Annotated in this window: 25 protein-coding genes; 3 read left to right on the plus strand and 22 right to left on the minus strand. The window is 60.3% G+C overall.

Going from position 1 to position 23,482, the window contains the following annotated elements; translation table 11 throughout:
- Positions 1-11 precede the first annotated feature (11 nt).
- Entirely contained in the window at positions 12-1,322 is a 1,311-nt protein-coding gene (locus tag EGY12_RS01690; protein WP_123892377.1) for an MFS transporter, read from the minus strand.
- A gap of 359 nt (positions 1,323-1,681) precedes the next feature.
- On the opposite strand from EGY12_RS01690, the gene EGY12_RS01695 reads away from it, so the two are divergent.
- The 3 genes from EGY12_RS01695 (at position 1,682) to EGY12_RS01705 (ending at position 4,193) form a co-directional block, all read left to right on the plus strand.
- Entirely contained in the window at positions 1,682-2,764 is a 1,083-nt protein-coding gene (locus tag EGY12_RS01695) for a LacI family DNA-binding transcriptional regulator (protein WP_123892378.1), read from the plus strand.
- A 62-nt stretch (positions 2,765-2,826) separates the two neighbouring features.
- A complete protein-coding gene (locus tag EGY12_RS01700; protein WP_123892379.1) occupies positions 2,827-3,852 on the plus strand; it encodes a M4 family metallopeptidase in 1,026 nt (341 codons plus the stop codon).
- Positions 3,852-4,193: a protealysin inhibitor emfourin gene (locus EGY12_RS01705; protein ID WP_123892380.1), complete on the plus strand. Its 342-nt coding sequence runs from the start codon at positions 3,852-3,854 to the stop codon at positions 4,191-4,193. Before EGY12_RS01700 ends, EGY12_RS01705 begins: the two co-directional genes overlap by 1 nt.
- 4 nt (positions 4,194-4,197) lie before the next feature.
- On the opposite strand, the gene EGY12_RS01710 is transcribed toward EGY12_RS01705, so the two are convergent.
- The 21 genes from EGY12_RS01710 to iscR all read right to left on the minus strand — a co-directional run bounded on the left by EGY12_RS01710 (position 4,198) and on the right by iscR (position 23,367).
- Positions 4,198-4,419, minus strand: coding sequence for a zinc ribbon domain-containing protein (locus EGY12_RS01710; protein WP_123892381.1), 222 nt, complete (start codon positions 4,417-4,419; stop codon positions 4,198-4,200).
- A gap of 12 nt (positions 4,420-4,431) precedes the next feature.
- Complete coding sequence (locus EGY12_RS01715; RefSeq protein ID WP_123892382.1) at positions 4,432-5,388, minus strand: AEC family transporter; 957 nt, start codon at positions 5,386-5,388, stop codon at positions 4,432-4,434.
- A gap of 99 nt (positions 5,389-5,487) precedes the next feature.
- On the minus strand, positions 5,488-6,978 hold the full coding sequence (der, locus tag EGY12_RS01720; RefSeq protein WP_019452357.1) for a ribosome biogenesis GTPase Der: 1,491 nt from the start codon (positions 6,976-6,978) through the stop codon (positions 5,488-5,490).
- A 255-nt stretch (positions 6,979-7,233) separates the two neighbouring features.
- Positions 7,234-8,415 carry an outer membrane protein assembly factor BamB gene (gene bamB / locus EGY12_RS01725; RefSeq protein ID WP_123892383.1) on the minus strand — a complete coding sequence of 394 codons (1,182 nt, stop codon included), beginning with the start codon at positions 8,413-8,415 and terminating at the stop codon, positions 7,234-7,236.
- Between the two features lie 11 nt (positions 8,416-8,426).
- Entirely contained in the window at positions 8,427-9,047 is a 621-nt protein-coding gene (locus EGY12_RS01730) for a YfgM family protein (RefSeq protein WP_019452355.1), read from the minus strand.
- Positions 9,048-9,060: 13 nt separating this feature from the next.
- Entirely contained in the window at positions 9,061-10,335 is a 1,275-nt protein-coding gene (gene hisS / locus EGY12_RS01735; protein WP_123892384.1) for a histidine--tRNA ligase, read from the minus strand.
- A gap of 139 nt (positions 10,336-10,474) precedes the next feature.
- Positions 10,475-11,596 carry a flavodoxin-dependent (E)-4-hydroxy-3-methylbut-2-enyl-diphosphate synthase gene (gene ispG, locus EGY12_RS01740; protein ID WP_016929756.1) on the minus strand — a complete coding sequence of 374 codons (1,122 nt, stop codon included), beginning with the start codon at positions 11,594-11,596 and terminating at the stop codon, positions 10,475-10,477.
- Positions 11,597-11,643: 47 nt separating this feature from the next.
- Entirely contained in the window at positions 11,644-12,618 is a 975-nt protein-coding gene (gene rodZ / locus EGY12_RS01745; RefSeq protein ID WP_123892385.1) for a cytoskeleton protein RodZ, read from the minus strand.
- On the minus strand, positions 12,608-13,357 hold the full coding sequence (pilW, locus tag EGY12_RS01750; RefSeq protein WP_033638557.1) for a type IV pilus biogenesis/stability protein PilW: 750 nt from the start codon (positions 13,355-13,357) through the stop codon (positions 12,608-12,610). The genes rodZ and pilW overlap by 11 nt, the downstream gene beginning before the upstream one ends.
- A 98-nt stretch (positions 13,358-13,455) precedes the next feature.
- Positions 13,456-14,652 carry a bifunctional tRNA (adenosine(37)-C2)-methyltransferase TrmG/ribosomal RNA large subunit methyltransferase RlmN gene (locus EGY12_RS01755; protein WP_004941426.1) on the minus strand — a complete coding sequence of 399 codons (1,197 nt, stop codon included), beginning with the start codon at positions 14,650-14,652 and terminating at the stop codon, positions 13,456-13,458.
- Positions 14,653-14,889: 237 nt separating this feature from the next.
- Positions 14,890-15,315: a nucleoside-diphosphate kinase gene (gene ndk, locus EGY12_RS01760; RefSeq protein WP_004941424.1), complete on the minus strand. Its 426-nt coding sequence runs from the start codon at positions 15,313-15,315 to the stop codon at positions 14,890-14,892.
- A 162-nt stretch (positions 15,316-15,477) separates the two neighbouring features.
- Complete coding sequence (gene sseB / locus EGY12_RS01765; RefSeq protein WP_123892386.1) at positions 15,478-16,308, minus strand: enhanced serine sensitivity protein SseB; 831 nt, start codon at positions 16,306-16,308, stop codon at positions 15,478-15,480.
- An 89-nt stretch (positions 16,309-16,397) separates the two neighbouring features.
- The gene (gene pepB / locus EGY12_RS01770; RefSeq protein WP_172962890.1) at positions 16,398-17,693 is read right to left on the minus strand and encodes an aminopeptidase PepB; all 1,296 of its coding nucleotides are present in this window, start codon (positions 17,691-17,693) and stop codon (positions 16,398-16,400) included.
- An 83-nt stretch (positions 17,694-17,776) separates the two neighbouring features.
- Entirely contained in the window at positions 17,777-17,977 is a 201-nt protein-coding gene (gene iscX / locus EGY12_RS01775) for a Fe-S cluster assembly protein IscX (protein ID WP_006327336.1), read from the minus strand.
- A gap of 32 nt (positions 17,978-18,009) precedes the next feature.
- Entirely contained in the window at positions 18,010-18,345 is a 336-nt protein-coding gene (gene fdx / locus EGY12_RS01780) for an ISC system 2Fe-2S type ferredoxin (RefSeq protein ID WP_004941417.1), read from the minus strand.
- A 2-nt stretch (positions 18,346-18,347) separates the two neighbouring features.
- Entirely contained in the window at positions 18,348-20,198 is a 1,851-nt protein-coding gene (gene hscA, locus EGY12_RS01785; protein ID WP_123892387.1) for a Fe-S protein assembly chaperone HscA, read from the minus strand.
- Positions 20,199-20,230: 32 nt separating this feature from the next.
- Entirely contained in the window at positions 20,231-20,752 is a 522-nt protein-coding gene (gene hscB, locus EGY12_RS01790) for a co-chaperone HscB (RefSeq protein ID WP_038874529.1), read from the minus strand.
- A gap of 62 nt (positions 20,753-20,814) precedes the next feature.
- Positions 20,815-21,138 (minus strand): iron-sulfur cluster assembly protein IscA, encoded by a 324-nt coding sequence (gene iscA, locus EGY12_RS01795; protein ID WP_004941410.1) that lies wholly within the window; start codon positions 21,136-21,138, stop codon positions 20,815-20,817.
- A 54-nt stretch (positions 21,139-21,192) separates the two neighbouring features.
- Positions 21,193-21,579, minus strand: coding sequence for a Fe-S cluster assembly scaffold IscU (gene iscU / locus EGY12_RS01800; RefSeq protein ID WP_004941408.1), 387 nt, complete (start codon positions 21,577-21,579; stop codon positions 21,193-21,195).
- Between the two features lie 24 nt (positions 21,580-21,603).
- On the minus strand, positions 21,604-22,818 hold the full coding sequence (iscS, locus tag EGY12_RS01805) for a cysteine desulfurase (protein WP_015378780.1): 1,215 nt from the start codon (positions 22,816-22,818) through the stop codon (positions 21,604-21,606).
- Positions 22,819-22,872: 54 nt separating this feature from the next.
- A complete protein-coding gene (iscR, locus tag EGY12_RS01810; protein ID WP_025159551.1) occupies positions 22,873-23,367 on the minus strand; it encodes a Fe-S cluster assembly transcriptional regulator IscR in 495 nt (164 codons plus the stop codon).
- Positions 23,368-23,482: the final 115 nt, after the last annotated feature.

Genomic DNA, 23,482 nt, shown 5'->3' on the forward strand with positions numbered 1-23,482 from the left:
AAGCATTCCACTTAGCTGTGTGAAGGTGTTTTCTTACCGCCGCGCTCGGCGATCAGGGCAATCAGGAACAGGGCGCCGATCAGATCGAAGAAGCCCATGGCGATGAACAGCGGGTTGAAGCCGATGGTGTCGGATACCGCGCCGATCAGGAGCGTGAACAGGAAGCTGGCGATCCAGGCGCTGGAGCCGCGCATACCGTTGACCGTCGCCATCTGGTTTTTATCGAACGATTCCACCACCAGGGCGCTGAGCATGCAGGAGATCACCTGATGGCCGAACCCGCCGATCGAGATCAGCGCGATCGCCACATAGGGATCTTGGGTGATCGCCACGAACGCCAGCGACACCATCAGGAAAGCGCCGGTCACCGAGCTGGCGACCACCGCGTTGACGCGGCTGCAGCCGAACCATTTGCGGTACAGGGTGGTGAGATAGCCGCTGGCAACGCTGCCGATATCCGCCGCCAGGAACGGCAGCCAGGCGAACATCGCGATCTGCTTCAGATCCATGCCGCGTTCGGTGGCCAGGTACAGCGGCACCCAGAAGCTGAAGACCGCCCAGGCCGGCTCGGCGAGAAAAGCCGGGATGGCGATGCCGTAGAATTTCTTGTTCTTGCACAGGCTGGCCAGCGAGGTGAAGAACGGCAGCTTCGGCAGCACCGGCTCGTTGTCTTCGCGGATCAGATCCAGCTCTTGCTGGCTGAGGTTCGGGTGCTGCTGCGGCGAGTGGTAGAACAGCCACCACAGCACCACCCAGATCAGCGCCAGCCCGCCGGAGAACAGGAAGGCGCCCTGCCAGCCGAAGGAGACGTGAGCGATGACGATGATCGGCGGGGCCAGCATGGCGCCGATGGAGAAACCGACGCCCGCCCAGCCGGCGGCGATCGGCCGCTCCTTTTTCGGGAACCAGTCGGAGATCGCCTTGGCGTTGGCCGGGGTGGCCGCCGCCTCCGCGCCCCCCATGAAGAAGCGCAGAATCGCCAGTTGCAGCCAGCTGCCGGCGCCGGCGTGCAGCATGCATACCACCGCCCAAATGCCGGCGCAGATCAGAAAGCCCATCTTCAGGCCGATAACGTCGATCAGCCAGCCGCAGATCGGCTGAAACACCGTGTAGGCCAGCTGGAACGACGCCACCACCCAGGCATATTGCTCGGTGCTCATGTTCAGGCTGGTTTTCAGCTCCGGCGCCAGAATGCCCAGCGAGTTGCGGGTGATGTAGTTGACCGTGACACCCAACAAGAACAGCGCCAACATCCACCAGCGCAGCGATTTGAACTTGCGCCGGCCGCTCTGCGCGACCGCCTGATTGATCTCCACACTCATCGGTTCTCTCCCCGCGGCCGCCGGCGACGGCGACGCGCGTTTTGGTAGGGTACGTTGTGCTATCAAAAAAGGGACGGTGAAAACAGGTCGGCGCCGTATCATTGGCCGACAGACAATCACAACCCCATGATTTATTTTTTGTTTTCTTTTTCGCACACCGTTAAAATTGGACTGACAGGTCGCTAAAATTGGTGTACCAATGCAGACTACTCAGCGAAAGCGCGCAGCGAAACGGTGTTTTTTGCAAAGATTTTCACAGGCGGGTGAAAAAATAGTCATAATGACCAAAAAATCCTGTCAAGACGCTGAAAATCTGTAGTGAAAATATTCTCATGGACGAATTTGAAGGAGATCACAGAATGAACGGAAAGCTGAAAATTCAGGAGATCGCTCGCCAAACCGGGTTGTCGATCAGCACCGTTTCCCGCGTGCTGGCGGGCAAAGCCAACACCAGCGCCGAGGCGCGCCGCAAGGTGCTGGACTGCGCGCAACAAAACGGCATTCTGCAGGGCATTTCCAGCGGCCGGCTGATGCTGAACAACGTGATGGTGTTCGCACCGCAGCGCGCGTTCGACGTGCGCACCGACATCTTCTACTACAAGGTCATTCAGGGCATCGCCGCCGCGCTGATGCAGCACGAGGTGCGCATCCGCTACTGTGGGCTGGAAGAGCAGCACAGCGACGGCGCGCTGTTTCTGGAAAAGATGAGCGACCCGCACACCGAAGCGGCGCTGATCATCGGCATCGACGACGAACACATCCACACCCTGGCCGCCGATCTGCCCAAGCCCTGCGTGCTGATCAACTGCAGCGATCGGCAGATGCGGCTGGACAGCGTCTCGCCGGATCATCAGCTGATCGGCGACTACTCCGCCAGCTACCTGTTCCAGCAGGGGCACAGCCATATCCTCAATCTGCAGTGTCTGCGCCGCCACACCATGGAGCTGCGGCTGGCGGGCATCCGGCAGGCCTACGCCCGGCATCATCTGCCGTTCGACGACGGCCGCCATTTGGTCACCACCTCCGGCTTCGGTAGCGAAGAGGCCGAGCAGGCGCTGACCACCTATCTCGACGGCATCCTCGGCCACTCCCCGCTGCCGACGGCGATCCTGGCCGGCGGCGACTACATGGCGGTCGGGGCGGTCAAGGCGCTGAACAAGCGGGGGCTGAACGTGCCGGGCGATGTGTCGGTGATGAGCACCGACGGTTTCAACCTGGCGGAAATCCACGACGTGCCGCTGACCTCGGTGCAGGTTCCGCGCGACGAGCTGGGCTACGAGGCGATCCAACTGCTGCAACGGCGCATGCTGCGCGCCGACGCGCCGCCGTGCAACCTGCTGCTGCACGGCCGGCTGGCGGTGCGCGCCTCGGTGCGGCGCATCAGCCCGCACAAGACCGCGCCGGCGGTGAGCACGCATGACCACAGGCTTTATGACGAGTAGGCTACACTTAGGCACAGTGCATTCATTCGATGAGGTAAAATTTTTGCCTAAGGAGAGCCACTATGCCAGCCCAGCGCATGCGTTCCGTCATTCCTCCCTACATGCTGCGCCGCATCATTGAACACGGCAACGCCCCGCAGCGCGACTGCGCGCTGCACACCCTGAACCACGTGCAAAGCCTGCTCGGCAACAAGCCGCTGCGTTCTCCGACCGAGAAAAACGCCCGAGCCGGTGAAGCGCTCCGCGATATCTACGACGCCCAGAACGGCACCCAGCTGCCCGGCAAACAGGTGCGCAAAGAGGGCCAGCCCAGCAACCACGACGTGGCGGTGGACGAGGCCTACGACTATCTCGGCGTCACCTACGATTTCTTCTGGCAGGCCTACCGGCGCAATTCTCTGGATAATAAAGGGCTGCCGCTGGTTGGCAGCGTGCACTACGGCAAGGAGTACCAGAACGCCTTCTGGAACGGCCAGCAAATGGTGTTCGGCGACGGCGACGGCGAGATCTTCAACCGTTTCACCATCGCCATCGACGTGGTCGGCCACGAGCTGGCGCACGGCGTAACCGAGAGTGAAGCCGGGTTGATCTACTACCAGCAGTCCGGGGCGCTCAACGAGTCGCTGTCCGACGTATTCGGCTCGTTGGTCAAGCAGTTCCACCTGCAGCAAACCGCCGATAAAGCCGACTGGCTGATCGGCGCCGGGCTGCTCGCCAAGGGCATCAAAGGCAAAGGGCTGCGCTCGATGTCGGCCCCCGGCACCGCCTACGACGATCCGCTGCTGGGCAAAGACCCGCAGCCCGCCAGCATGAAGGATTATATCCAGACCAAGGAAGACAACGGCGGCGTGCACCTCAATTCCGGCATTCCCAACCGCGCCTTCTACCTGGCGGCGACGGCGCTGGGCGGCTTCGCCTGGGAGAAAGCCGGCTACGTCTGGTATGACACGGTGTGCGATAAAGCGCTGCCGCAAAACGCCGACTTCGCCACCTTCGCCCGCACCACGGTGAAACATGCGCTAGCGCGTTTCGACCAGAGCGTGGCGGACAAGGTGCAGCAAGCCTGGCATCAGGTGGGGGTGGAATAATGAAACCGCTGCCGACGCTCAATCAGGATACGGTCATTGAGCTGGCGCGCGAGGGAGGCTTCGCCTACATTCCCAAACTGGCGGGCCAGCGCCGCATCGCGCTGGCCGATATCACGCCGGAGCAGCGGCAGCGCCTGAATCAGTTGCTGAACCAGACGCTGCCCTATGCGCAGGAAGAGGGTCAGCCCACCTCCCCCGGCTGCGGCGACCAGCGTTACTACCGCGTGCAAATCAACTACACCAGCCCCACCCTGAGCAGCGAGATCGTGCTGTTGATCCCGGAAAGCAGTGCGCCGCAGGCGCTGGTGGATCTGTGGAAAACCGGCCAGGTGGATGAGTGAGGGCTTACAGCGGCTGATAGCTGAAATGAACCCGTTTTTTGGAGATCAGCCCGTGCCCGTTCTGGCACAGGTAATCCACCGCCCCGCAGGCTTTCAATTCTTGCAGCGGCTGCCCGCACTCCGGGCAGCTCGCCAGCTGCCGATAGTCGCGCTGACAGGCTTCACAATGGTAGTGACCCGCTACCCAATTCATGGTCTGACTGCATTGCGGACAGTGCGCTTCCATAACGACTCCAGGTTAAATCGCGCCCCATGAGCGCAAGAAATAGATCCCCAACGCGGTGGTGAAGAACGAACCGACGGTGGTGATGGCGATAATGTTGGCCGCCAGCGTGGCGTTACCGCCCATGGCGCGCGTCATGACATAGCTGCCCGAAGCGGTCGGCGTGGCGGAAAACAGGAAGATAATGCCCAGCGCCGCCCCCTGAAACCCGCACAGCCAGCCGGCCAGCGTCATCAGGCACGGCACCAGAAACAGCTTGGCCGCCGACGATAGCGCGGCCACGTTGGACGAACGGAACATGGCGCGAAAATCCAGGCTGGCGCCGGTGCACAGCAGCGCCAGCGGCAGCGACAGTGCGGAGATATAGCTGCCGGTCTGGCGGATCACGGTCGGGATGCCCAGCCCAGTTTGCGCATACAGCAGCCCGCACACCAGGCCGAGGATCAGCGGGTTGGTAACGATGCTGCGCAGCAGCGACAGGTGGCTGATTTTCTTGCCTTGCCCGCCCTGCAGGCTGCGCGTGAGGGTGATGACCGACAGCACGTTGAACAGGATCACCGTCACCGTCAGGTACAGCGAGGCGAGCGCAATGCCTTCGCTGCCGTAGGCGGTCATGGCGTAGGCCAGGCCGACGATGGCGGTATTGGCGCGGAAACCGCCCTGCACGAACACCCCGCGCTCACGCGGCTCTTTCACCAGCCACTTGGCGGCCAGCTCCAAGAGCAGGAAGGTCGCCAGCGTGCCGACCGCGCCAAACAGCACCAGCGGCAGGTTGCCGAGCAGCTGCGGGTGGTTGGTGGCGATGCTGAAAAACAGCAGGCACGGCAGCGCCAGATTGAACACCAGGCGGGTCGCGCCGTCGACAAAGCGGTCATCCATCAGGCGCCAATGGCGCAGCAGGATCCCCAGCAGCATCATCAACAGATTCGGTACGGTGACGTTGAACGCAAAACTCCAGGTTTCCCAGGACATGGTGTTCCTTCAGGCAGGCGAGGTAATCTTCAGATAATAAAACGATTTCGGGCCAATAAAAAAGGGGCGCGGCATCACTGCCGCGCCCCTCATGAGCGATTACTTGCTCTTTTTCAGGTGGCTCATCAGGCGTTTGCGCTTACGCATCTGGGTCGGCGTCAGCAGGTTGCGTTTGCCGGCGAACGGGTTGTCCCCCTCTTTGAACTGGATGCGGATCGGCGTCCCCATCACGTTCAGCGAGCGGCGGAAGTAGTTCATCAGGTAGCGCTTGTACGAATCGGCCAGATCGCTAACCTGGTTGCCGTGGATCACCACGATCGGCGGGTTGTAACCGCCGGCGTGGGCGTATTTCAGCTTCACGCGGCGGCCGCGCACCAACGGCGGCTGGTGATCGTCAACCGCCATCTGCATGATTTTGGTCAGCATCGAGGTATTTACGCGACGGGTTGCGCACTCGTAGGCTTCCTGCACCGATTCGAACAGGTTACCGACGCCGCTGCCGTGCAGCGCGGAGATGAAGTGCACGCGCGCGAAGTCGACGAAGCCCAGACGCAGGTCGAGCATCTCTTTCACGTGCTCGCGATCTTCTTCGCTCATGCCGTCCCACTTGTTGACCGCAATCACCAGTGAGCGCCCACTATTGAGGATAAAGCCGAGCAGCGAAAGATCCTGATCGGAGATGCCTTCACGCGCGTCAATCACCAGCAGCACCACGTTGGCGTCTTCAATCGCCTGCAGGGTCTTGATCACCGAGAACTTCTCGACGGTTTCGGTCACCTTGCCGCGTTTACGCACCCCGGCGGTGTCGATCAGCACATATTCGCGTTCGTCGCGCACCATCGGAATGTAGATGCTGTCGCGGGTGGTGCCCGGCATGTCGTACACCACCACGCGCTCCTCGCCGAGGATGCGGTTAGTGAGCGTAGACTTACCGACGTTAGGGCGGCCGACGATCGCCAGCTTAATCGGCAGATCCTGCGGGTTGAACTCTTCTTCCGGCTCTTCGTCTTCTTCGCCTTCCAGCGTTTCACCGTTTTGCTCGGCCCAGTAAGCGGCGTTGGCCTCTTCCTCGGTCAGTTCGACGTCTTCCGGTTTTTCCGGCACGAACGGCACCAGCACGTGTTCGATCAACTGGGTGACACCACGGCCGTGGGAAGCGGCGATAGCGAACACTTCACCCAGGCCGAGCGAGTAGAAATCGGCGGTAGCGGTGTCCGGATCCAGACCGTCGGTCTTGTTAGCCACCAGGAAGGTCGCCTTCTGGCGGCTGCGCAGGTGCTGGGCGATGCCCTGATCCGCCGGCATCAGGCCGGCGCGGGCGTCGACCATGAACAGCACGATGTCCGCTTCTTCGATCGCCAGCAGAGACTGACCGGCCATGCGCGTTTCGACGCCGTCTTCGGTGCCGTCGATACCGCCGGTATCGACGATGATGAACTCATTGCCTTCGATTTCAGCACGACCATACTTGCGGTCACGCGTCAGCCCCGGGAAATCCGCCACCAGCGCATCGCGCGTATGGGTTAAACGGTTGAACAAGGTGGATTTACCCACATTCGGGCGCCCGACCAGCGCGACGACAGGTATCATTGTTGAAGCCTCATTACTTAATAATCAATGCGTTACTGCACTGTGGATAGACACCAGCGGTGCAGCTTATAAAATACGAAACGGCCCCTGAACACTCAGGAGCCGTTTTCCCCTTCATCTTTCTCGCCACAGCGGCGTTGTCTGCGCGCCTTATCCCCGGTCACTTAATTCGCTAAGCTCCCGAGGACTCATGCGCTTGCCGCCTGGCTGCAACCCGAAAGCTTTCGGGTGCAAGAAGGGTCACGACGAGCGGCGTTAGCGGGTGAAAGCGTAAACTTTCCCGCCGCGGGCCTGGATGATCAGCTTGTCGCCGGCCACCATCGGCGCAGACAGGAAGCCGGAGCTATCCACTTCCTGCTGGGCGACAAAACGACCATCGGTGGTGTTGATCCAGTGCAGATAGCCTTCGGCGTCACCGGTCACCAGATAACCATTATACATCACCGGCGGCGTCAGGTTACGGTGCAGCAGATCGCTCTGCGTCCACACGGTCACGCCGCCTTCGGTGCTCAGCGCGACTACGCGATCGTTCTGGTCGATCAGGTAGATGCGGCCCGCGTCGACGATGAAATCATTCACCGACCCCAGCTCGCGTTTCCAGATGATCTGGCCGGAACGCAGATCCAGCGCCGTCAGGTTACCGTTGTAACCCAGCGCGTAGACCACGCCGTCAACGATCACCGGCGTGGTGTCCACGTCGTTCAGGCGATCGATTTCAGTTGCGCCGCTCGGCTGAGAAATACGCTGTTGCCAGATAATCTGGCCCTGCTGCATCAGCACGGCGCTGACGCGGCCGTTGTCACCGCCGACGATAGCGGCGCCAAAGGCGATGGCCGGCGCGGACTCACCGCGCAGCGACAGCGAAGGCATATCCAGGTTAACCGTCCACTTCACTGCGCCGTCGGCTTCGTTCAGAGCCTGCAGCATACCGTTGGAGGTGTGCACCAACACCATGCCGTCGCTGACAACCGGACGAGAGATCGCTTCGCCGGCCACTTTGGTCTGCCAGGCGATAGCGCCGTCGGCGGTGTTCAATGCGTAAACCACCGCTTTTTCGCTGCCGACGTAAACCTTGTCACCCGCGACAGTCAGGCCGCCCGACAGCAGCGCAGACAGGTTGCTGGAGAAGAAGCCGGTCTTCTCGGAGAGATTGACCTTCCACTTCTCGTTGCCGCTGTCGGCGTCCATCGCTTTCACGATGCCAAAGCGATCGGCGGCGTAAATGGTGCTGTCCTGATAGGCTGGACGCAGGTGGGAGTAATACTCACCGATACCGTCGCCCACCGAGGTGCTCCACGCCTTGCTCGGCGTAAACTGATTTTCAACTTTCGGCAACGGCGACATGGTAACCACGTCTTCTTCGCTGTTAAACAGCGAGCAACCACTCAGCAAGGCAGCGGAAACCAGTCCGACCAAGAGTGTTTTACGCAATTGCATGGGAATTCCCCTTAGCTGGACAAGTTATTCAATTTCATGCGCAGCAGAACCTGCAGCGCCTGAGAAGCGTTGGACTCAATGCCTTTGCTGTAAGCTTCGCGCGCGCCTTTGGCGTCGCCCTTGGCCAGCAATACATCGCCGCGCACATCCTGCATCATCGCCGCCCAGCCTTCGCCTTTCACGCCATCCAGCGTTTTCAGCGCTTCATCCAGCTTTTTCTCCTGCAGCTGGACGCGCGCCAGACGCAGGTCGATCATCGCCAACAGGTTGTCGTCTTTGGTCTGGCCCTGCGCCAGCGCCAATTGTTGTTCCGCCTTGGCGAAATCATTCTGTTCGACAAAGTGCTTGGCCAACTGCAGCGCGGCCAATACGCCGTAGCTGTTGCTGTTAGCCTGGACAAATTTCTCTGCGGCGGCCACGTCATCCGGCTTGCCGGCCGCCAGACGATCGCTGGCTTCCTGGTAGGATTGCGATGCAGCCATCATGTTGGAGTTTTCATGGCTCTGCCAGTAACGCCAGCCAACCAGGGCACCAATTCCGAGCACCACGCCCACCGCCAGCGCTTTGCCGTTCTCGGCAAAGAACCGACGCAGTGCGTCGACTTGTTCGTTTTCAGTGGTATAGACTTCCACGGTGTCCTTCTCCTTAACCTAACATCAAAGCCAGACGCGCAGCGACTTCGCTTTGCGCCAGCGTTTCTTGTTCACCACTGCGCAGATCTTTCACCACCACCTGCTGCGCCGCCACTTCGCTCTCACCCAGGATCAGCGCGATGCGCGCGCCCCATTTGTCCGCACGGGTGATCTGCTTCTTGAAGTTGCCGCCGCCGTAATTGGTCATCAGCTTCAGCTGCGGCGCCGCGTCGCGCACCTGTTCAGCCAGCTGCATCGCCGCGCTCTGGGTGCCCGCACCGGAAGAGATCACATACACGTCGATAGCCGACGGCGCCTTGAATTCCGGGTTAACCGCCTGCACCAGCAACACCAGGCGCTCGAGGCCCATGGCGAAACCGACCGCCGGAGTGGCACGGCCGCCCAGCTGCTCGACCAGGCCGTCGTAACGGCCGCCCGCGCAGACGGTGCCCTGCGCGCCCAGGCTGGTGGTCACCCACTCAAACACGGTGCGGTTGTAGTAATCCAGACCGCGCACCAGGCGCTCGTTAACGGTATATGGGATACCTGCCTGCGCCAAAAGTTCACACAGACCGGCGAAGTGAGCACGGGATTCTTCGTCCAGGTACTCGGACAGGCGCGGCGCGTCGTTCAACAGCGCCTGCACCTCAGGATTTTTGGAGTCCAGCACGCGCAGCGGGTTGCTGTACATGCGGCGTTTGCAGTCTTCGTCCAGCACGTCGACATGCTGCTCCAGGAACGCCACCAGCGCGTCGCGGTAGTTGGCGCGCGCCTCCAGCGAACCGATGGAGTTCAGCTCCAGCTTGACGTGCTCGGCGATGCCCAGCGCTTTCCACCAACGGGCGGTCAGCAGGATCAGCTCGGCGTCGATGTCCGGGCCTTGCAGGCCGAACACTTCCGCGCCCAGCTGATGGAACTGACGGTAGCGGCCTTTCTGCGGGCGCTCGTAGCGGAACATCGGGCCGATGTACCACAGACGCTGTTCCTGATTGTACAGCAGACCATGTTCGATGCCGGCGCGCACGCAGCCGGCCGTCCCTTCCGGACGCAGCGTCAGGCTTTCGCCGTTGCGATCCTCGAAGGTATACATCTCTTTTTCTACGACGTCGGTCACTTCGCCGATCGCGCGTTTGAATAACGGGGTCTGCTCTACAATCGGCAACCGGATTTCGCTGTACCCGTAGCTGCCCAGCACCTGCTTGAGGGTGCCTTCAATACGCTGCCATAATGCCGTTTCTTCCGGCAGGTAGTCGTTCATGCCGCGAATGGCTTGAATGTTCTTTGCCACGTGAGTTCTCTGTCCGTTGTCTGTAAAAATGAACCCGATTATAGGGACTTTGCCGCCCGGTATTCAACGCGGATGCGGTTTTCTGCCCTTCAGGTTCATAAACAAGCGGGCCAACAGGCCCGCCGTGTAGCGATAACGCTTATTTTTCCAGCAGATTGACCGTGATGCGGTTGCTTTCGTCCATCATCGCGGCCTTGGCGCGAATTTTCGCTTCCAGCTGATCGATCATCTGTTCGTTGTCGAAACGCTCTTTCTGGCGCACGCCGTCTTCATAGAAGCCACTCTTCTTGTGGCCGCCGGTCACGCCCATGGTGGACACCAGCGCTTCGCCCGGGCCGTTCACCACGCAGCCGATGATCGAAACGTCCATCGGCGTGATGATGTCTTCCAGGCGCTGCTCCAGCGCGTTCACCGTGCCGATCACGTCGAATTCCTGGCGCGAACAGGTCGGGCAAGCGATGAAGTTGATGCCGCGCGCGCGGATGCGCAGCGACTTCAGGATATCGAAACCGACCTTCACTTCTTCGACCGGATCCGCCGCCAGCGAAATGCGCAGGGTGTCGCCGATGCCTTCAGACAACAGCATGCCCAGGCCGATGGCCGATTTGACCGACCCGCTGCGCGCGCCGCCGGCTTCGGTGATGCCCAGGTGCAGCGGCTGATCGATGCGCGACGCCAGCAGACGGTAGGATTGCACCGCCAGGAACACGTCCGACGCCTTGACGCTGACCTTAAACTGGTCGAAGTTGAGGCGATCGAGGATGTCCACGTGGCGCATGGCGGATTCCAGCAGCGCTTCCGGCGTAGGTTCGCCGTACTTTTCCTGCAGATCTTTCTCCAGCGAGCCGCCATTGACGCCGATGCGAATCGGGATGTTCTTGTCGCGGGCGCAGTCCACCACCGAGCGAATACGCGATTCGTTGCCGATGTTGCCCGGATTGATGCGCAGGCAGTCTACGCCGTATTCGGCAACCTGCAGCGCGATGCGGTAATCGAAGTGGATATCGGCGACCAGCGGCACGTTGACCTGCTGCTTGATCAGCTTGAACGCCTCGGCAGCATCCATGGTAGGAACAGAAACGCGGACGATATCGACGCCCACGCGCTCCAGCGCTTTGATCTGATTAACCGTTGCTTCAACATCGGTGGTACGGGTGTTGGTCATCGACTGCACGGCAATCGGCGCGCCATCACCAATAGGCACCTTGCCGACGTAAATGCGTGTAGATTTTCGACGGTTGATGGGCGCTTGGTTATGCATTACTTACTCTCCATTGCTGCTCTGACATCACGACCGGGGCCGCGCGATTACTGCGCGGCGACGGTCAGGCGAGCAACACGGTTTGACTTAACGAACCGGCTTAAATCAACCGGTTTACCCTGATACTGGATCTGTACTGCCGCCGGCGCGCCGATGGTCAGTTTATACGGCGCAGTGCCGGCCAGGTTCAGCTTGCCGCCCTTCTTCTGGGTGCCGCTGAACAGCGTTTTACCGCTTGCGTCGCTCACCTGCAGCCAGCAGTCGGCGGAGAAGTCCATCACTAGCGCGTTCGGATCGGCCGCCGGTGCAGCCACGCCCGCATCGGCGGTCGGCAGCGGCGCTTGTGCCGCCGGGGTGGTTTCCGGCAGGGTAGTCTGGCTTGGCGACACCACGGCAGGCTGCTGCTGGGCCGTACCCGGCACCTGAGCGGTAGCCGCCGGTGCCTGAGCCGCCGCGCCGGTATCGGCCGGCGCAGTGCTGTTGTCGGTCAACGGCACGTTGGTGCCGGCGTCGGCATTGCCGTCGGTCAGCGGCACGGACTGCCCTTCGTTATTCTGTGAAAGCTGCGCGGAGGACTGATCGGCCATGGTGGCGATCTCTTCCTGCTGGGCCTTGTGGTTTTGCCACCACCAGGCGCCGGTCAGGCCGATCACCACGAACACGATAAGCCAGGTGAAGCTCATCAGCCAGCCGTCGCGTTTCTTGCGGCGCTTGCCCAGCGAGAAGCTTTGCATCGGCGCCACTTTCGCCATCTTCAACGGCGCCTGCTTGGCCATCATCGGCAGCAGTTCGTCTTCCGGCAAATGCACCAGCTTGGCGTAGGAACGGATGTAACCGCGCACGAAGGTGGACGCGAGGTCAGCGGAAACGCTGTCTTCCTCGATATCGCGCACGGTGGACATTTTGAGACACAGGCGTTCTGCAACGGTCTGTTGGCTCAGCCCGAGTTGCTCACGGGCCTGACGCAGGCGCTGGCCCGTCGTCATGGATACGGTTTTATCTTGGGAGGCTTCAGTATTCATTAGCTAAGAACTGCTGGTACTGTTTGGATTGTGGAAAACTTCGCGCTAGCTGCTTGCCATAGCGTTGAACGCTATCCTGACGGCCGGCTAACGCGGCGAAACGAATCTGTAACCATAAGCTGCTGGCGCTGGCCGGCAGAACATGCTGATAAACATCCAATAAAAGTTGCGACTGGGCGCGCTTCCCTTCTCCAAATTGCTTTTCGGCCTCCGCCAACAGCGGAGTGCCTTTGTCCGGATCGACCTTCAACGCGCGGCTCAACAGCGTGCGCGCCTCATCGTTTTGTCCGGCCTTGAGAAAACAGTAACCTGCGTTTTCCAGGCTGTCGGCGACCTGGCCATAATCGGGCGCCAGCGCCGCAGCGCTAAACTGCTGTTGCGCCGGTACATACTGCCCTAAACCGCAAAGAAACGCACCGTAATTATTCAATACGGTGCCATTGCCTGGCGCAAGTTTGAGCGCTTGCCGATAACGCTGTTCGGCCGCGGCATTTTCACCGATCCGCTGCTCATAGAGCGCCATGCCCAACTGCGTGCGGTAATCCTGCGGGGCCGCGTCCAGCGCCTTTTCCAGGTTCTGGCGCGCGGCGTCCATATCGCCTTGCTGCAGGTACTCCAGGCCCAGTTGCAACCGCGTCTGGCCCGCCTCAGAGACTTGTGCTTCCTTTTCCGGCGCTGAACCGGAACACCCGGCCAACAATCCGGCCGCCAGCCACACACCCCACAGTTTCAGCTTCATGCCCGCATTCATTTCCTTATCGGCCGCCACCTAAAGCCCGTCAGTGCCACGCTTTCGCATAACAGGCTGTTAGATAACAAAAAATGGTGCTATAGGATTCAGACCGCCCGTACGTTGATAGGTTCCCCGGCCATTTTCTTCTTCAGGGTACGCTTGGTACGGTCGATCACTTCACCCGCCAGTTGCCCGCAGGCGGCGTCGATATCGTCACCACGGGTTTTACGAACAATAGTCGTAAAGCCGTATTCCATCAACACCTTGGAGAAACGATCCACCCGGCTGTTGGAGCTGCGGCCGTACGGAGCGCCCGGGAACGGGTTCCATGGGATCAGGTTGATCTTGCACGGCGTGTCTTTCAGCACTTCCGCCAGCTGATGCGCATCGTCGGTGCTGTCGTTGATATGATCCAGCATCACGTACTCGACGGTAACGCGGCCCTGGTTGGCGTTGGATTTCTCCAGGTAGCGGCGCACCGCGGACAGGAAGGTCTCGATGTTGTACTTGCGGTTGATCGGCACGATCTCATCGCGGATGGTGTCGTTCGGCGCGTGCAGCGAGATCGCCAGCGCCACGTCGATCATGTCGCCCAGCTTGTCCAGCGCCGGCACTACGCCGGAGGTGGACAGGGTTACGCGGCGTTTGGACAGGCCAAAGCCGAAGTCGTCCAGCATGATTTCCATCGCCGGCACCACATTGTTCAGGTTGAGCAGCGGCTCGCCCATGCCCATCATCACCACGTTGGTGATCGGACGTTGACCGGTCACCTTCAGCGCGCCGATGATTTTCGCCGCGCGCCACACCTGCCCGATGATTTCCGACACGCGCAGGTTGCGGTTGAAGCCCTGCTGCGCCGTCGAACAGAATTTGCACTCCAGCGCGCAGCCTACCTGCGAAGAGACGCACAGCGTCGCGCGGTCGGCTTCCGGGATGTACACGGTTTCGACCTGCTGATCGCCGACTTTAATCGCCCACTTGATGGTGCCGTCGGCCGAACGCTGTTCTTCCGCCACTTCCGGCGCGCGGATTTCCGCCACGCGCTGCAGCTTGCCACGCAGGACTTTGTTGATGTCGGTCATCTGCTCGAAATCGTCGCAGCAGTAGTGGTAAATCCACTTCATCACCTGATCGGCGCGGAACGGTTTCTCGCCCATTTCGGCGAAGAACTCGCGCATTTGCTGGCGGTTCAGGTCCAGCAGGTTGATTTTGGCCGCAGCCGGTTGCTCCACGTTAACGGAGGGAGTAGTCAGCGAATTATTTTCAGACACGGTGTGCTCGGACGTGATGGGTTCTAACATAATGATCTCTGGCCTCGTTATTACACGTTATGGCGCTAAAGAATGGACAGTAAGTTGTGCATTTCAGCCCGCATGATTCGGGTGGCGGCACTAAAAACACGCCCCTGACAAGTCGTCTTATCAGGGGCGCGGCATTGTACAAATTTTAGTAGCGGGTGGCTACGGCTGAAAGGCATTCAGGGCATTTTTATTGTTTCAGCCGGTGAATGCCTGGATATCAGCTCAGAAACGGCACGATTAACGTGCGCAGATTTCGCTTTCGTTGAAGAAGTAAGCGATTTCGCGCTGTGCGGATTCAACGGAGTCGGAACCGTGAACGGCGTTAGCGGTGAAGCTGTCCGCGTAGTCGGCGCGCAGGGTACCGGCCAGGGCGTTGTCCGGGTTGGTTGCACCCATGATGTCGCGGTTGCGCTGCACGGCGTTTTCAGATTCCAGAACCTGCACCATGATTGGGCCGGAGGTCATGAACTCAACCAGACCGTCGAAGAATGGACGGCCTTTATGCTCAGCGTAGAAGCCTTCAGCTTGCTCGCGAGTCAGACGCAGCATTTTAGCGGCGATGATTTTGAAACCGGCGCGCTCGAAACGCGCGTAGATAGCGCCGATGTCGTTGTTAGCTACAGCGTTTGGTTTAACGATGGAAAAGGTACGTTCTACGGTCATGATGGCCTCTGTATGACTTCCAAAACAGGCCGGTCTGCAATGTTGCCGGCCTTCTCAAGTGGCGCAGATTATATGTGCGCCGTTAACGCTTGCCTACGGGAAAATCAACATTTCATTAAAAAAATATGATCTTCATGGGTCATTTTCGACAACGCGGCGGCGCTACTGGGTCTTGTCGGTAGACGGGATCAAATTGCGCAGCCAGCTGCCCCAGCGGCGCTGATAAAACGGCTGCGTATGGGCGATCAGGTAGTGGCTGATGCCGCGCTCGTTCTCTGACACCAGGCAGAAATCCACCGGTTCGTCGTTCGGCGCCGTTTCGCTGGCGACGCTGCCGGCCTCGTTGATCAACGCCTCGATCTCCGCCGGTTCGGCATCCACTTCCAGCCCGATCAGCAGATTCGGCTTCTCGTCCGCCGCCTGGTCGTGCATCAGCGCCAGAAACGCGCGGCGCACCGGTTTGCGCTGGCTGAACAGCGTGGTCAACGCATCCACCATCGCCGACGGATACTCTTCGGGTTGTCCCAGCAGGATTTGGGTCTCTTTATCGACGTAATGCTCCACCGGTTTGACGACGCCGCCGGTCGCCAGCAGCATCGCCACCTCTTCCGGGTAGAACTCCTTGCCGTACTCCGCCTTCGGGTTGAGGAACAGATCCGCGCCCTGGGTGATTTCGAACAGCACCCGCGCCGGCATGGCGATGAACGGCTGTTCGTCCTCAACGGCCTTCTGCAGCGCCTCCAGCGAAGTGAAGAACGGAATGATGCTGCCGCCGTCCTGCTTTTCCCAATGCTGGATGTTAACCGGCGTATCCGCGTTCAGCGTGATATCGCCGTCCTGCTGCACCTGCTCGCTGTCGCCGAGGATCAGCACCGTGGCGTCGAGCAGTTCACGGAAGAACGCCGGGCGGTGGGCCGGCTCCGTCACCGCCAGCTTCAGCAGGCGTTCAAGTTCGTTCTCGCTCGGGGCGGCATCGTGATGATGGGCACTCATGGCAAACTCCAGGGATCAAATAGCGAGGCCCAGCATGCTGGGCCCCGAAGATAATGCGCATTCTAGCGCCCGATGCGGCGGGCGTTCAATTATTTGGCTTTGCTCAGCAGCAGATTGGCCAGGGCGCGCACACCCAGACCGGTCGCGCCGGCCGACCACTGCTCCACCGCGCCTTTGCGGTAGGTGGCGGAACAGTCGATGTGCAGCCAGCCTTGTTGATAGTTCTTGACGAAGTGCGACAGGAAGGCCGCCGCGGTGCTGGCGCCGGCGGTGTAGGCCGGGCCGGCTACGTTGTTCAGCTCGGCGAAGTTGGACGGCAGCTGGCTGCGGTGGAACTCGGCCAGCGGCAGACGCCAGAACGGCTCGTGCTCGGCGGCGGCGCTGCTCAGCAGCTCCTGCGCCAGCGCGTCGTCGAAGCTGAACAGCGCATGGTAGTCGTTGCCTACCGCGGTTTTCGCCGCGCCGGTCAGGGTGGCGCAGTCGATAATCAGCTGCGGGTTCTGCTCAGAAGCGTCGATCAGGCCGTCGGCCAGCACCAGGCGCCCTTCCGCATCGGTGTTCATCACCTCGACGGTTTTGCCGTTGCGGTAGCGAATGATGTCGCCCAGTTTAAAGGCGTTGCCGCTGACCATGTTGTCGGCGCAGCACAGGTACAGCTTCACGCGCTGCTTCAGACCGCGCGCCGCCGCCAGCGCCAATGCGCCGGTGATGGTGGCCGCACCGCCCATGTCGGATTTCATCGAATCCATGAAGGCGCTCTGCTTCAGGCTGTAGCCGCCGCTGTCGAAAGTGATGCCCTTGCCGACCAGGCAAGCGAACACCGGCGCATCCGGGTTACCGGTCGGGTTGAAGTCCAATGCCAGCAGCACCGGCGGACGTTCGGAGCCGCGGCCGACGGTGTGGATGCCGGCATAGTTCTGCTCGCGCAGATCTTCGCCCTTGGTGATACGGTAGCTGACGGCATCGCAGCCGACGTCGCACATCAGATCGACGGCGCGGGTCGCCAGTTGCTCTGGCCCCAGCTCTTCCGCCGGCATGTTGATGGTGTCGCGTACCCAGTCTACGATCTTCAGGCGCTTATCCAGCTCCTGGCGTGCGGCTTCCGGCAGCTCGGCCCATTCGACGTTGCGCTGCCCTTTCGGCCCGCGGTAACCCTGCCAGAACGCCCAGCTGTTTTCCAAGTCCCAACCGTCGCCGGCGAGTTTGACGTTTTTGATGCCCTGACTGTCAATTTTGCGGCCCGCACGCTGGATCGCGCCCAGTTTGTCGGCGCCGGTCAGGTGGATGGTCATCCCTTCGCCGTTGGTGCTGAGCAGCGCTTTTTCGCCCCAACGGGCGTCGGCAGGTTGTTGCGACAGCGTGACCTGCATGAATTCTGTTGTCATAGCCTTCTTACTCCGGATTATTCTTTTATTAATCTTGTCGGATACAAAATAAACGGGCCGCCCATGGCAGCCCGTTACGCTATTTACTCCGCTTCATCTAACCAGACCAGCAGGATCGCTTCCAGTATTTTTTCGTTGGAAGCCTGCGGATCGTCGTCGAACTCTTCCAGATCGCAGATCCACTGATGCATGTCGGTAAAACGCACGGTTTTCGGATCGGTGTCCGGGTATTGGTCGTACAGGGCTTCGCCGATTTCTCGGCTGTCGGTCCACTTCAGTCCCATTATGATCTCCGGGTTGGCGCTGCGGCTAACAATTAATGCTCACGCGCGTGGTTGACGGTGTAGCGCGGCATTTCGACCACCAGATCTTCGTCGGCGACCAGCGCCTGGCAGCTCAGACGGCTTTCCGGCTCCAGCCCCCACGCTTTGTCCAGCATGTCGTCTTCCAGCTCGCTGCTCTCTTCCAGCGAATCGAAACCTTCACGCACGATGCAGTGGCAGGTGGTGCAGGCGCAGGATTTCTCGCAGGCGTGCTCGATTTCAATGCCGTTACGCAGCGCAACGTTGAGGATCGACTCCCCTTTTTCGGCTTCCAGAACCGCCCCTTCCGGGCAAAGATCTTGATGGGGCAGGAAAACAATTTTAGGCATGGTTAAACCTCATCCACAGAATGGCCAGCCAGCGCGCGGCGAATGGAAGCGTCCATGCGGCGCGCGGCAAAATCTTGCGTTTGTGCATCTAATGTTTTGATGGCGTCTTCGATAGCGGCGGGATCTTCCCCCTGCACCGCCTGCTGCAACGCCTGGGTCGCGGCGGCGATCGCCTGGCTTTCCGCCTCGCTCAGCAGCGCGGCGTCGGTGGCCAGCGCGCCCTGCAGGCTTTCCAGCACCCGCGCGGCTTCCACGCGTTGCTCCGCCAGCTTGCGCGCGCCCACGTCGCTTTGCGCGTTGGCCATCGAATCCTTGATCATGCCGGCGATTTCGCTGTCCGACAGACCGTACGACGGCTTGACCTGGATCGACGCTTCAACGCCGGTGGATTTCTCCATCGCGGTGACGCTCAGCAGACCGTCGGCATCCACCTGGAAGGTCACGCGAATATGCGCTCCCCCGGCAGGCAGTGGCGGCAGGCCGCGCAGCGTGAAGCGCGCCAGCGAACGGCAGTCCTGCACCAGCTCGCGCTCGCCCTGCAGCACGTGGATCATCATCGCGCTCTGGCCGTCTTTAAAGGTGGTGAACTCCTGCGCGCGCGCCACCGGAATGGTGGTGTTGCGCGGGATTACTTTCTCCACCAGGCCGCCCATGGTTTCGAGACCCAGCGACAGCGGGATCACGTCCAGCAGCAGCATGTCGCTGTCCGGCTTGTTGCCCACCAGAATGTCAGCCTGGATCGCGGCGCCGATGGCGACCACTTTATCCGGATCGATCGACGTCAGCGGCGTGCGGCCGAAGAAGGCCCCCACCTGCTCACGCACCAGTGGCACGCGGGTAGAACCGCCGACCATCACCGCTTCCAGCACCTCGTCGGCAGCGACGCCAGCGTCTTTCAGCGCACGGCGGCAGGCCATCAGCGTGCGTTTCACCAGTGGAGCGATCAGCGCTTCAAACTGGGCGCGGGTCACCTCGCCCTGCCAGCCGGCCACTTCAACGCGTACGCTGTCGGCATCGCTCAACGCGATTTTAGCGGCGATGGCGGCATCCAGCAGTTGGCGCTGCACGCCATGGTCGCTGCGATCGGCCACGCCGGCCTGCTCGCGCAGCCAGTCGGCCAACAGGTGATCGAAGTCGTCGCCGCCCAGCGCAGAATCGCCGCCGGTGGCCAGCACTTCGAACACGCCGCGACTGAGGCGCAGAATGGAGATATCAAAGGTGCCGCCGCCCAGATCGTAAACCGCGATCACCCCTTCCTGACCGGAATCCAGCCCGTAGGCGATCGCCGCCGCGGTCGGTTCGTTCAGCAGGCGCAGGACGTGCAGGCCGGCCAGACGCGCCGCGTCTTTGGTGCCCTGGCGCTGCGCGTCGTCAAAGTAGGCGGGAACGGTGATCACCACGCCGTCCAGATCGCCTTCCAGCGCCGCTTGCGCGCGCGCGGACAGGGCCCGCAGGATATCGGCGGAGACGCCGACCGGGTTAACCGGGCCGGCGGCGGTGACGATCAGCGGCAGGCCGTTGTCGCTGGCCTGGAATTGATAAGGCAGGTTCGGGTAACGTTGCTGCACGTCCGCCAACGAGCGGCCCATCATGCGTTTGATGGAGCTGACGGTATTGGCCGGATCCTGCGCCGCCTGTTGGCGCGCCTCCCAACCGACGCGCTGCGCGTCCGCCTGATAATGCACCACCGAAGGCAGCAAATGGCGGCCCTGTTCGTCGGCCAGCGTTTCCGCTTGCCCGCTGCGCACCGTGGCGACCAGCGAGTTGGTGGTGCCTAAATCGATGCCGGCGGCCAGACGTCGCTGGTGCGGCGCGGCGCTGAGGCCAGGCTCACTAATTTGTAATAAGGCCATGTTGAAGCTTCCACAATCAGAATCAGAAGGTGTTACTCAAAACCCAGCAGTTTTTCTTCGAGTTGTTCAACCTGTTGCTGGAGTTTGTCCAAAAAGCGCAGCTTGCGCACGGTGTCGGCGGCGTCCGCCCATTGCTCGCCATCCAGCTGCTGCAGCATCAGCGCACTGCGCTGTTTGATGGAGACGGCCAGCCGCGCGCCGAAATCGGCCAGCAGGCGCTCCGCCTCCGGCTTGCGCTCAATGGCGTCGAGCTCTTCGCGCAGTTCCAGCTGTTCCATCAGGAACGCGGTGTCGCGCATCGTATGCTGTTCGTTGCCCAGATCGAAGCCGTGCAAAGATAGCATATACTCCGCGCGTTTTAACGGGTGCTTCAGCGCCTGGTAGGCTTCATTGATGGTCGCCGCCTGCTGCAACGCCATCAGGCGTTCGCGCTCCGGCTGGTTGGCGAAACGATCGGGGTGGAATTGGCGCTGCAGATCCTGGAAGCGGGACGCAAGCAGGCTGCCGTCCACGGTGTAGCGAACTGGCAGCCCGAATAAAGTAAAGTAATCCATAGCGTGCTCTGGGCGTTAGCGGATGAAGTTCCCCCGCCGAAACGGGGGAGCACGATGGACTGTCAGACGTTGAAACTCTCGCCGCAGCCGCATTCGCTTGAGACGTTCGGGTTGTTGAACTTGAAGCCTTCGTTCAGGCCTTCCTTAACGAAATCAAGCTCGGTGCCGTCAAGGTAGACCAGGCTCTTGCCGTCGATGATCACCTTGATGCCTTTGTCTTCAAACACGATGTCGTCATCGTTGGCTTCGTCAACAAATTCCAGCACGTACGCCATCCCGGAGCAGCCGGAAGTTCGCACTCCCAGACGCAGGCCGAGACCTTTGCCGCGGTTCGTCAAAAACGCCTGAACACGCTGCGCAGCGCTGTCGCTCATGGTAATAGACATCACAACCTCACACTTCAAATCAAAGCCCGGCGCAGCCGGGCCGACTCAGACAAATTACTTGGCGCTATGCTTGCTCTTATAGTCGGCAATCGCTGCTTTGATGGCATCTTCAGCCAGGATCGAGCAGTGAATTTTGACCGGCGGCAATTCCAGTTCTTCGGCGATCTGGGTGTTTTTGATCGCTTCTGCCTGATCCAGCGATTTACCCTTCATCCATTCGGTCACCAGCGAGCTGGAGGCGATGGCAGAACCGCAGCCGTAGGTTTTAAAGCGCGCGTCTTCGATGATGCCTTCATCGTTAACCTTGATTTGCAGCTTCATGACGTCGCCGCAGGCCGGCGCCCCTACCATGCCGCTGCCGACGGTAGGATCTTCGTTGTCGAAAGAACCCACATTACGCGGGTTTTCATAATGATCGATTACTTTTTCGCTGTAAGCCATGACCTTGCTCCTGAAACCTGAGAATTAATGATGCGCCCATTCGATGCTGTTGATGTCCACGCCCTGCTTGAACATCTCCCACAGCGGGGACAGATCGCGCAGACGGCCGATGGATTTACGCACCAGCTGAATGGTGTAGTCGATCTCTTCTTCCGTGGTGAAACGCCCCAAGGAGAAACGGATCGAGCTGTGCGCCAGTTCATCGCTCATGCCCAGCGCACGCAGCACGTAGGACGGCTCGAGGCTGGCGGAGGTACAGGCTGAACCGGAGGAAACGGCCAGGTCTTTCAGCGCCATGATCAGCGACTCGCCTTCAACGTAGTTGAAGCTGACGTTCAGGATGTTCGGTGCGCCGTGCTCCAGATCGCCGTTCAGATACACTTCTTCCATATCTTTCACGCCGTTCCACAGACGATCGCGCAGGGTGCGCAGACGTGCCATCTCTTCGGTCATCTCTTCTTTGGCGATGCGGTAAGCTTCGCCCATGCCGACGATCTGGTGGACTGGCAGGGTGCCGGAACGCATGCCGCGCTCGTGACCGCCGCCGTGTACCTGCGCTTCGATGCGGATACGCGGCTTGCGGCGCACGTACAGCGCGCCGATGCCTTTCGGGCCATAGATTTTGTGGCCGGAGAACGACATCAGGTCAACTTTCAGCTTGCTCAGATCGATAGGCAGTTTGCCCACGCTCTGGGTGGCGTCAACGTGGTAAATGATACCGCGCGCGCGGCACATTTCGCCGATCGCTTCGATATCCTGCACCACGCCGATTTCGTTGTTGACGTGCATGATGGAGACCAGAATGGTGTCATCGCGCATCGCCGCTTCGAGATCCTGCAGGCTGATGATGCCGTTGCTCTGCGGCGCCAGGTAGGTCACTTCAAACCCTTCGCGCTCCAGCTGACGGCAAGTGTCCAGCACGGCTTTGTGTTCGGTTTTGCTGGTGATGATGTGCTTGCCTTTTTTCTGGTAGAAATTGGCAGCGCCTTTGATCGCCAGGTTGTCGGATTCGGTCGCCCCGGAGGTGAAGACGATTTCGCGTGGATCGGCGCCCACCAGTTCGGCAATTTGGTTACGGGCGATGTCTACCGCCTCTTCCGCCTGCCAACCGAAACGGTGGGAACGGGAAGCCGGGTTGCCGAAAGTGCCGTCCAAGGTCAAAAACTGCATCATCTTCTCAGCAACGCGCGGGTCAACCGGCGTCGTTGCTGAGTAATCCAGATAAATCGGTAATTTCATTGCTCTTGTGCTCCGTACATCACTTCCAAAAACTAAAATAATTTCGCCAGCTGCTTATGCGCGCAGATTAACGTTGATAGTTTCTTGCGGACGACCGTTGGCCGTGCGGCGCGTATCGTTGTTTTGACGATCCGCGACCATCAGCACTTCCTGGTTGTTGACCAGTTCAGCCAGCGTAATGTTGTTCAGGAACCCGCTGATGCGCTCGCTCAGATCGCGCCACAGGGCATGGGTCAAGCAGCGATCGCCGCCCTGACAGCCTTCTTTGCCCTGGCAACGGGTTGCATCTACCGATTCATCGACGGCAGTGATGACAGCGCCAACGGCGATCTCACCCGCGTCTTTACCCAGCAGATAACCACCGCCCGGTCCACGCACGCTGGCCACCAGGCCATTCTTGCGCAGACGGGAGAATAATTGTTCCAGATAAGAGAGCGAAATACCCTGGCGTTCGGAAATGTCCGCCAGTGGCACCGGCCCTTCCTGGGAATGCAGCGCTACGTCGAGCATAGCGGTTACGGCATAACGGCCTTTGGATGTCAGTCTCATAGCTCAATGGTTACCTGTTGGTCAAATATGGCCGAAAGTCTGACATTCCTGAGTAAAACAGTCAACTATTTAACCCAGTAATTAACTCAAGTATTAGCACGTTTTGAACTTAGCA

This window comes from Serratia sp. FDAARGOS_506 (assembly GCF_003812745.1).
In the GTDB taxonomy this organism is placed as follows: domain Bacteria; phylum Pseudomonadota; class Gammaproteobacteria; order Enterobacterales; family Enterobacteriaceae; genus Serratia.

Excerpts from the sequence above, each read along its gene's own strand:
- EGY12_RS01690 (WP_123892377.1), bottom strand. The coding sequence starts at position 1,322 with ATGAGTGTGGAGATCAATCAGGCGGTCGCGCAGAGCGGCCGGCGCAAG.
- EGY12_RS01695 (WP_123892378.1), top strand. The coding sequence starts at position 1,682 with ATGAACGGAAAGCTGAAAATTCAGGAGATCGCTCGCCAAACCGGGTTG.
- EGY12_RS01700 (WP_123892379.1), top strand. The coding sequence starts at position 2,827 with ATGCCAGCCCAGCGCATGCGTTCCGTCATTCCTCCCTACATGCTGCGC.
- EGY12_RS01705 (WP_123892380.1), top strand. The coding sequence starts at position 3,852 with ATGAAACCGCTGCCGACGCTCAATCAGGATACGGTCATTGAGCTGGCG.
- EGY12_RS01710 (WP_123892381.1), bottom strand. The coding sequence starts at position 4,419 with ATGGAAGCGCACTGTCCGCAATGCAGTCAGACCATGAATTGGGTAGCG.
- EGY12_RS01715 (WP_123892382.1), bottom strand. The coding sequence starts at position 5,388 with ATGTCCTGGGAAACCTGGAGTTTTGCGTTCAACGTCACCGTACCGAAT.
- der (WP_019452357.1), bottom strand. The coding sequence starts at position 6,978 with ATGATACCTGTCGTCGCGCTGGTCGGGCGCCCGAATGTGGGTAAATCC.
- bamB (WP_123892383.1), bottom strand. The coding sequence starts at position 8,415 with ATGCAATTGCGTAAAACACTCTTGGTCGGACTGGTTTCCGCTGCCTTG.
- ispG (WP_016929756.1), bottom strand. The coding sequence starts at position 11,596 with ATGCATAACCAAGCGCCCATCAACCGTCGAAAATCTACACGCATTTAC.
- rodZ (WP_123892385.1), bottom strand. The coding sequence starts at position 12,618 with ATGAATACTGAAGCCTCCCAAGATAAAACCGTATCCATGACGACGGGC.
- pilW (WP_033638557.1), bottom strand. The coding sequence starts at position 13,357 with ATGAAGCTGAAACTGTGGGGTGTGTGGCTGGCGGCCGGATTGTTGGCC.
- EGY12_RS01755 (WP_004941426.1), bottom strand. The coding sequence starts at position 14,652 with ATGTTAGAACCCATCACGTCCGAGCACACCGTGTCTGAAAATAATTCG.
- ndk (WP_004941424.1), bottom strand. The coding sequence starts at position 15,315 with ATGACCGTAGAACGTACCTTTTCCATCGTTAAACCAAACGCTGTAGCT.
- sseB (WP_123892386.1), bottom strand. The coding sequence starts at position 16,308 with ATGAGTGCCCATCATCACGATGCCGCCCCGAGCGAGAACGAACTTGAA.
- pepB (WP_172962890.1), bottom strand. The coding sequence starts at position 17,693 with ATGACAACAGAATTCATGCAGGTCACGCTGTCGCAACAACCTGCCGAC.
- iscX (WP_006327336.1), bottom strand. The coding sequence starts at position 17,977 with ATGGGACTGAAGTGGACCGACAGCCGAGAAATCGGCGAAGCCCTGTAC.
- fdx (WP_004941417.1), bottom strand. The coding sequence starts at position 18,345 with ATGCCTAAAATTGTTTTCCTGCCCCATCAAGATCTTTGCCCGGAAGGG.
- hscA (WP_123892387.1), bottom strand. The coding sequence starts at position 20,198 with ATGGCCTTATTACAAATTAGTGAGCCTGGCCTCAGCGCCGCGCCGCAC.
- hscB (WP_038874529.1), bottom strand. The coding sequence starts at position 20,752 with ATGGATTACTTTACTTTATTCGGGCTGCCAGTTCGCTACACCGTGGAC.
- iscA (WP_004941410.1), bottom strand. The coding sequence starts at position 21,138 with ATGTCTATTACCATGAGCGACAGCGCTGCGCAGCGTGTTCAGGCGTTT.
- iscU (WP_004941408.1), bottom strand. The coding sequence starts at position 21,579 with ATGGCTTACAGCGAAAAAGTAATCGATCATTATGAAAACCCGCGTAAT.
- iscS (WP_015378780.1), bottom strand. The coding sequence starts at position 22,818 with ATGAAATTACCGATTTATCTGGATTACTCAGCAACGACGCCGGTTGAC.
- iscR (WP_025159551.1), bottom strand. The coding sequence starts at position 23,367 with ATGAGACTGACATCCAAAGGCCGTTATGCCGTAACCGCTATGCTCGAC.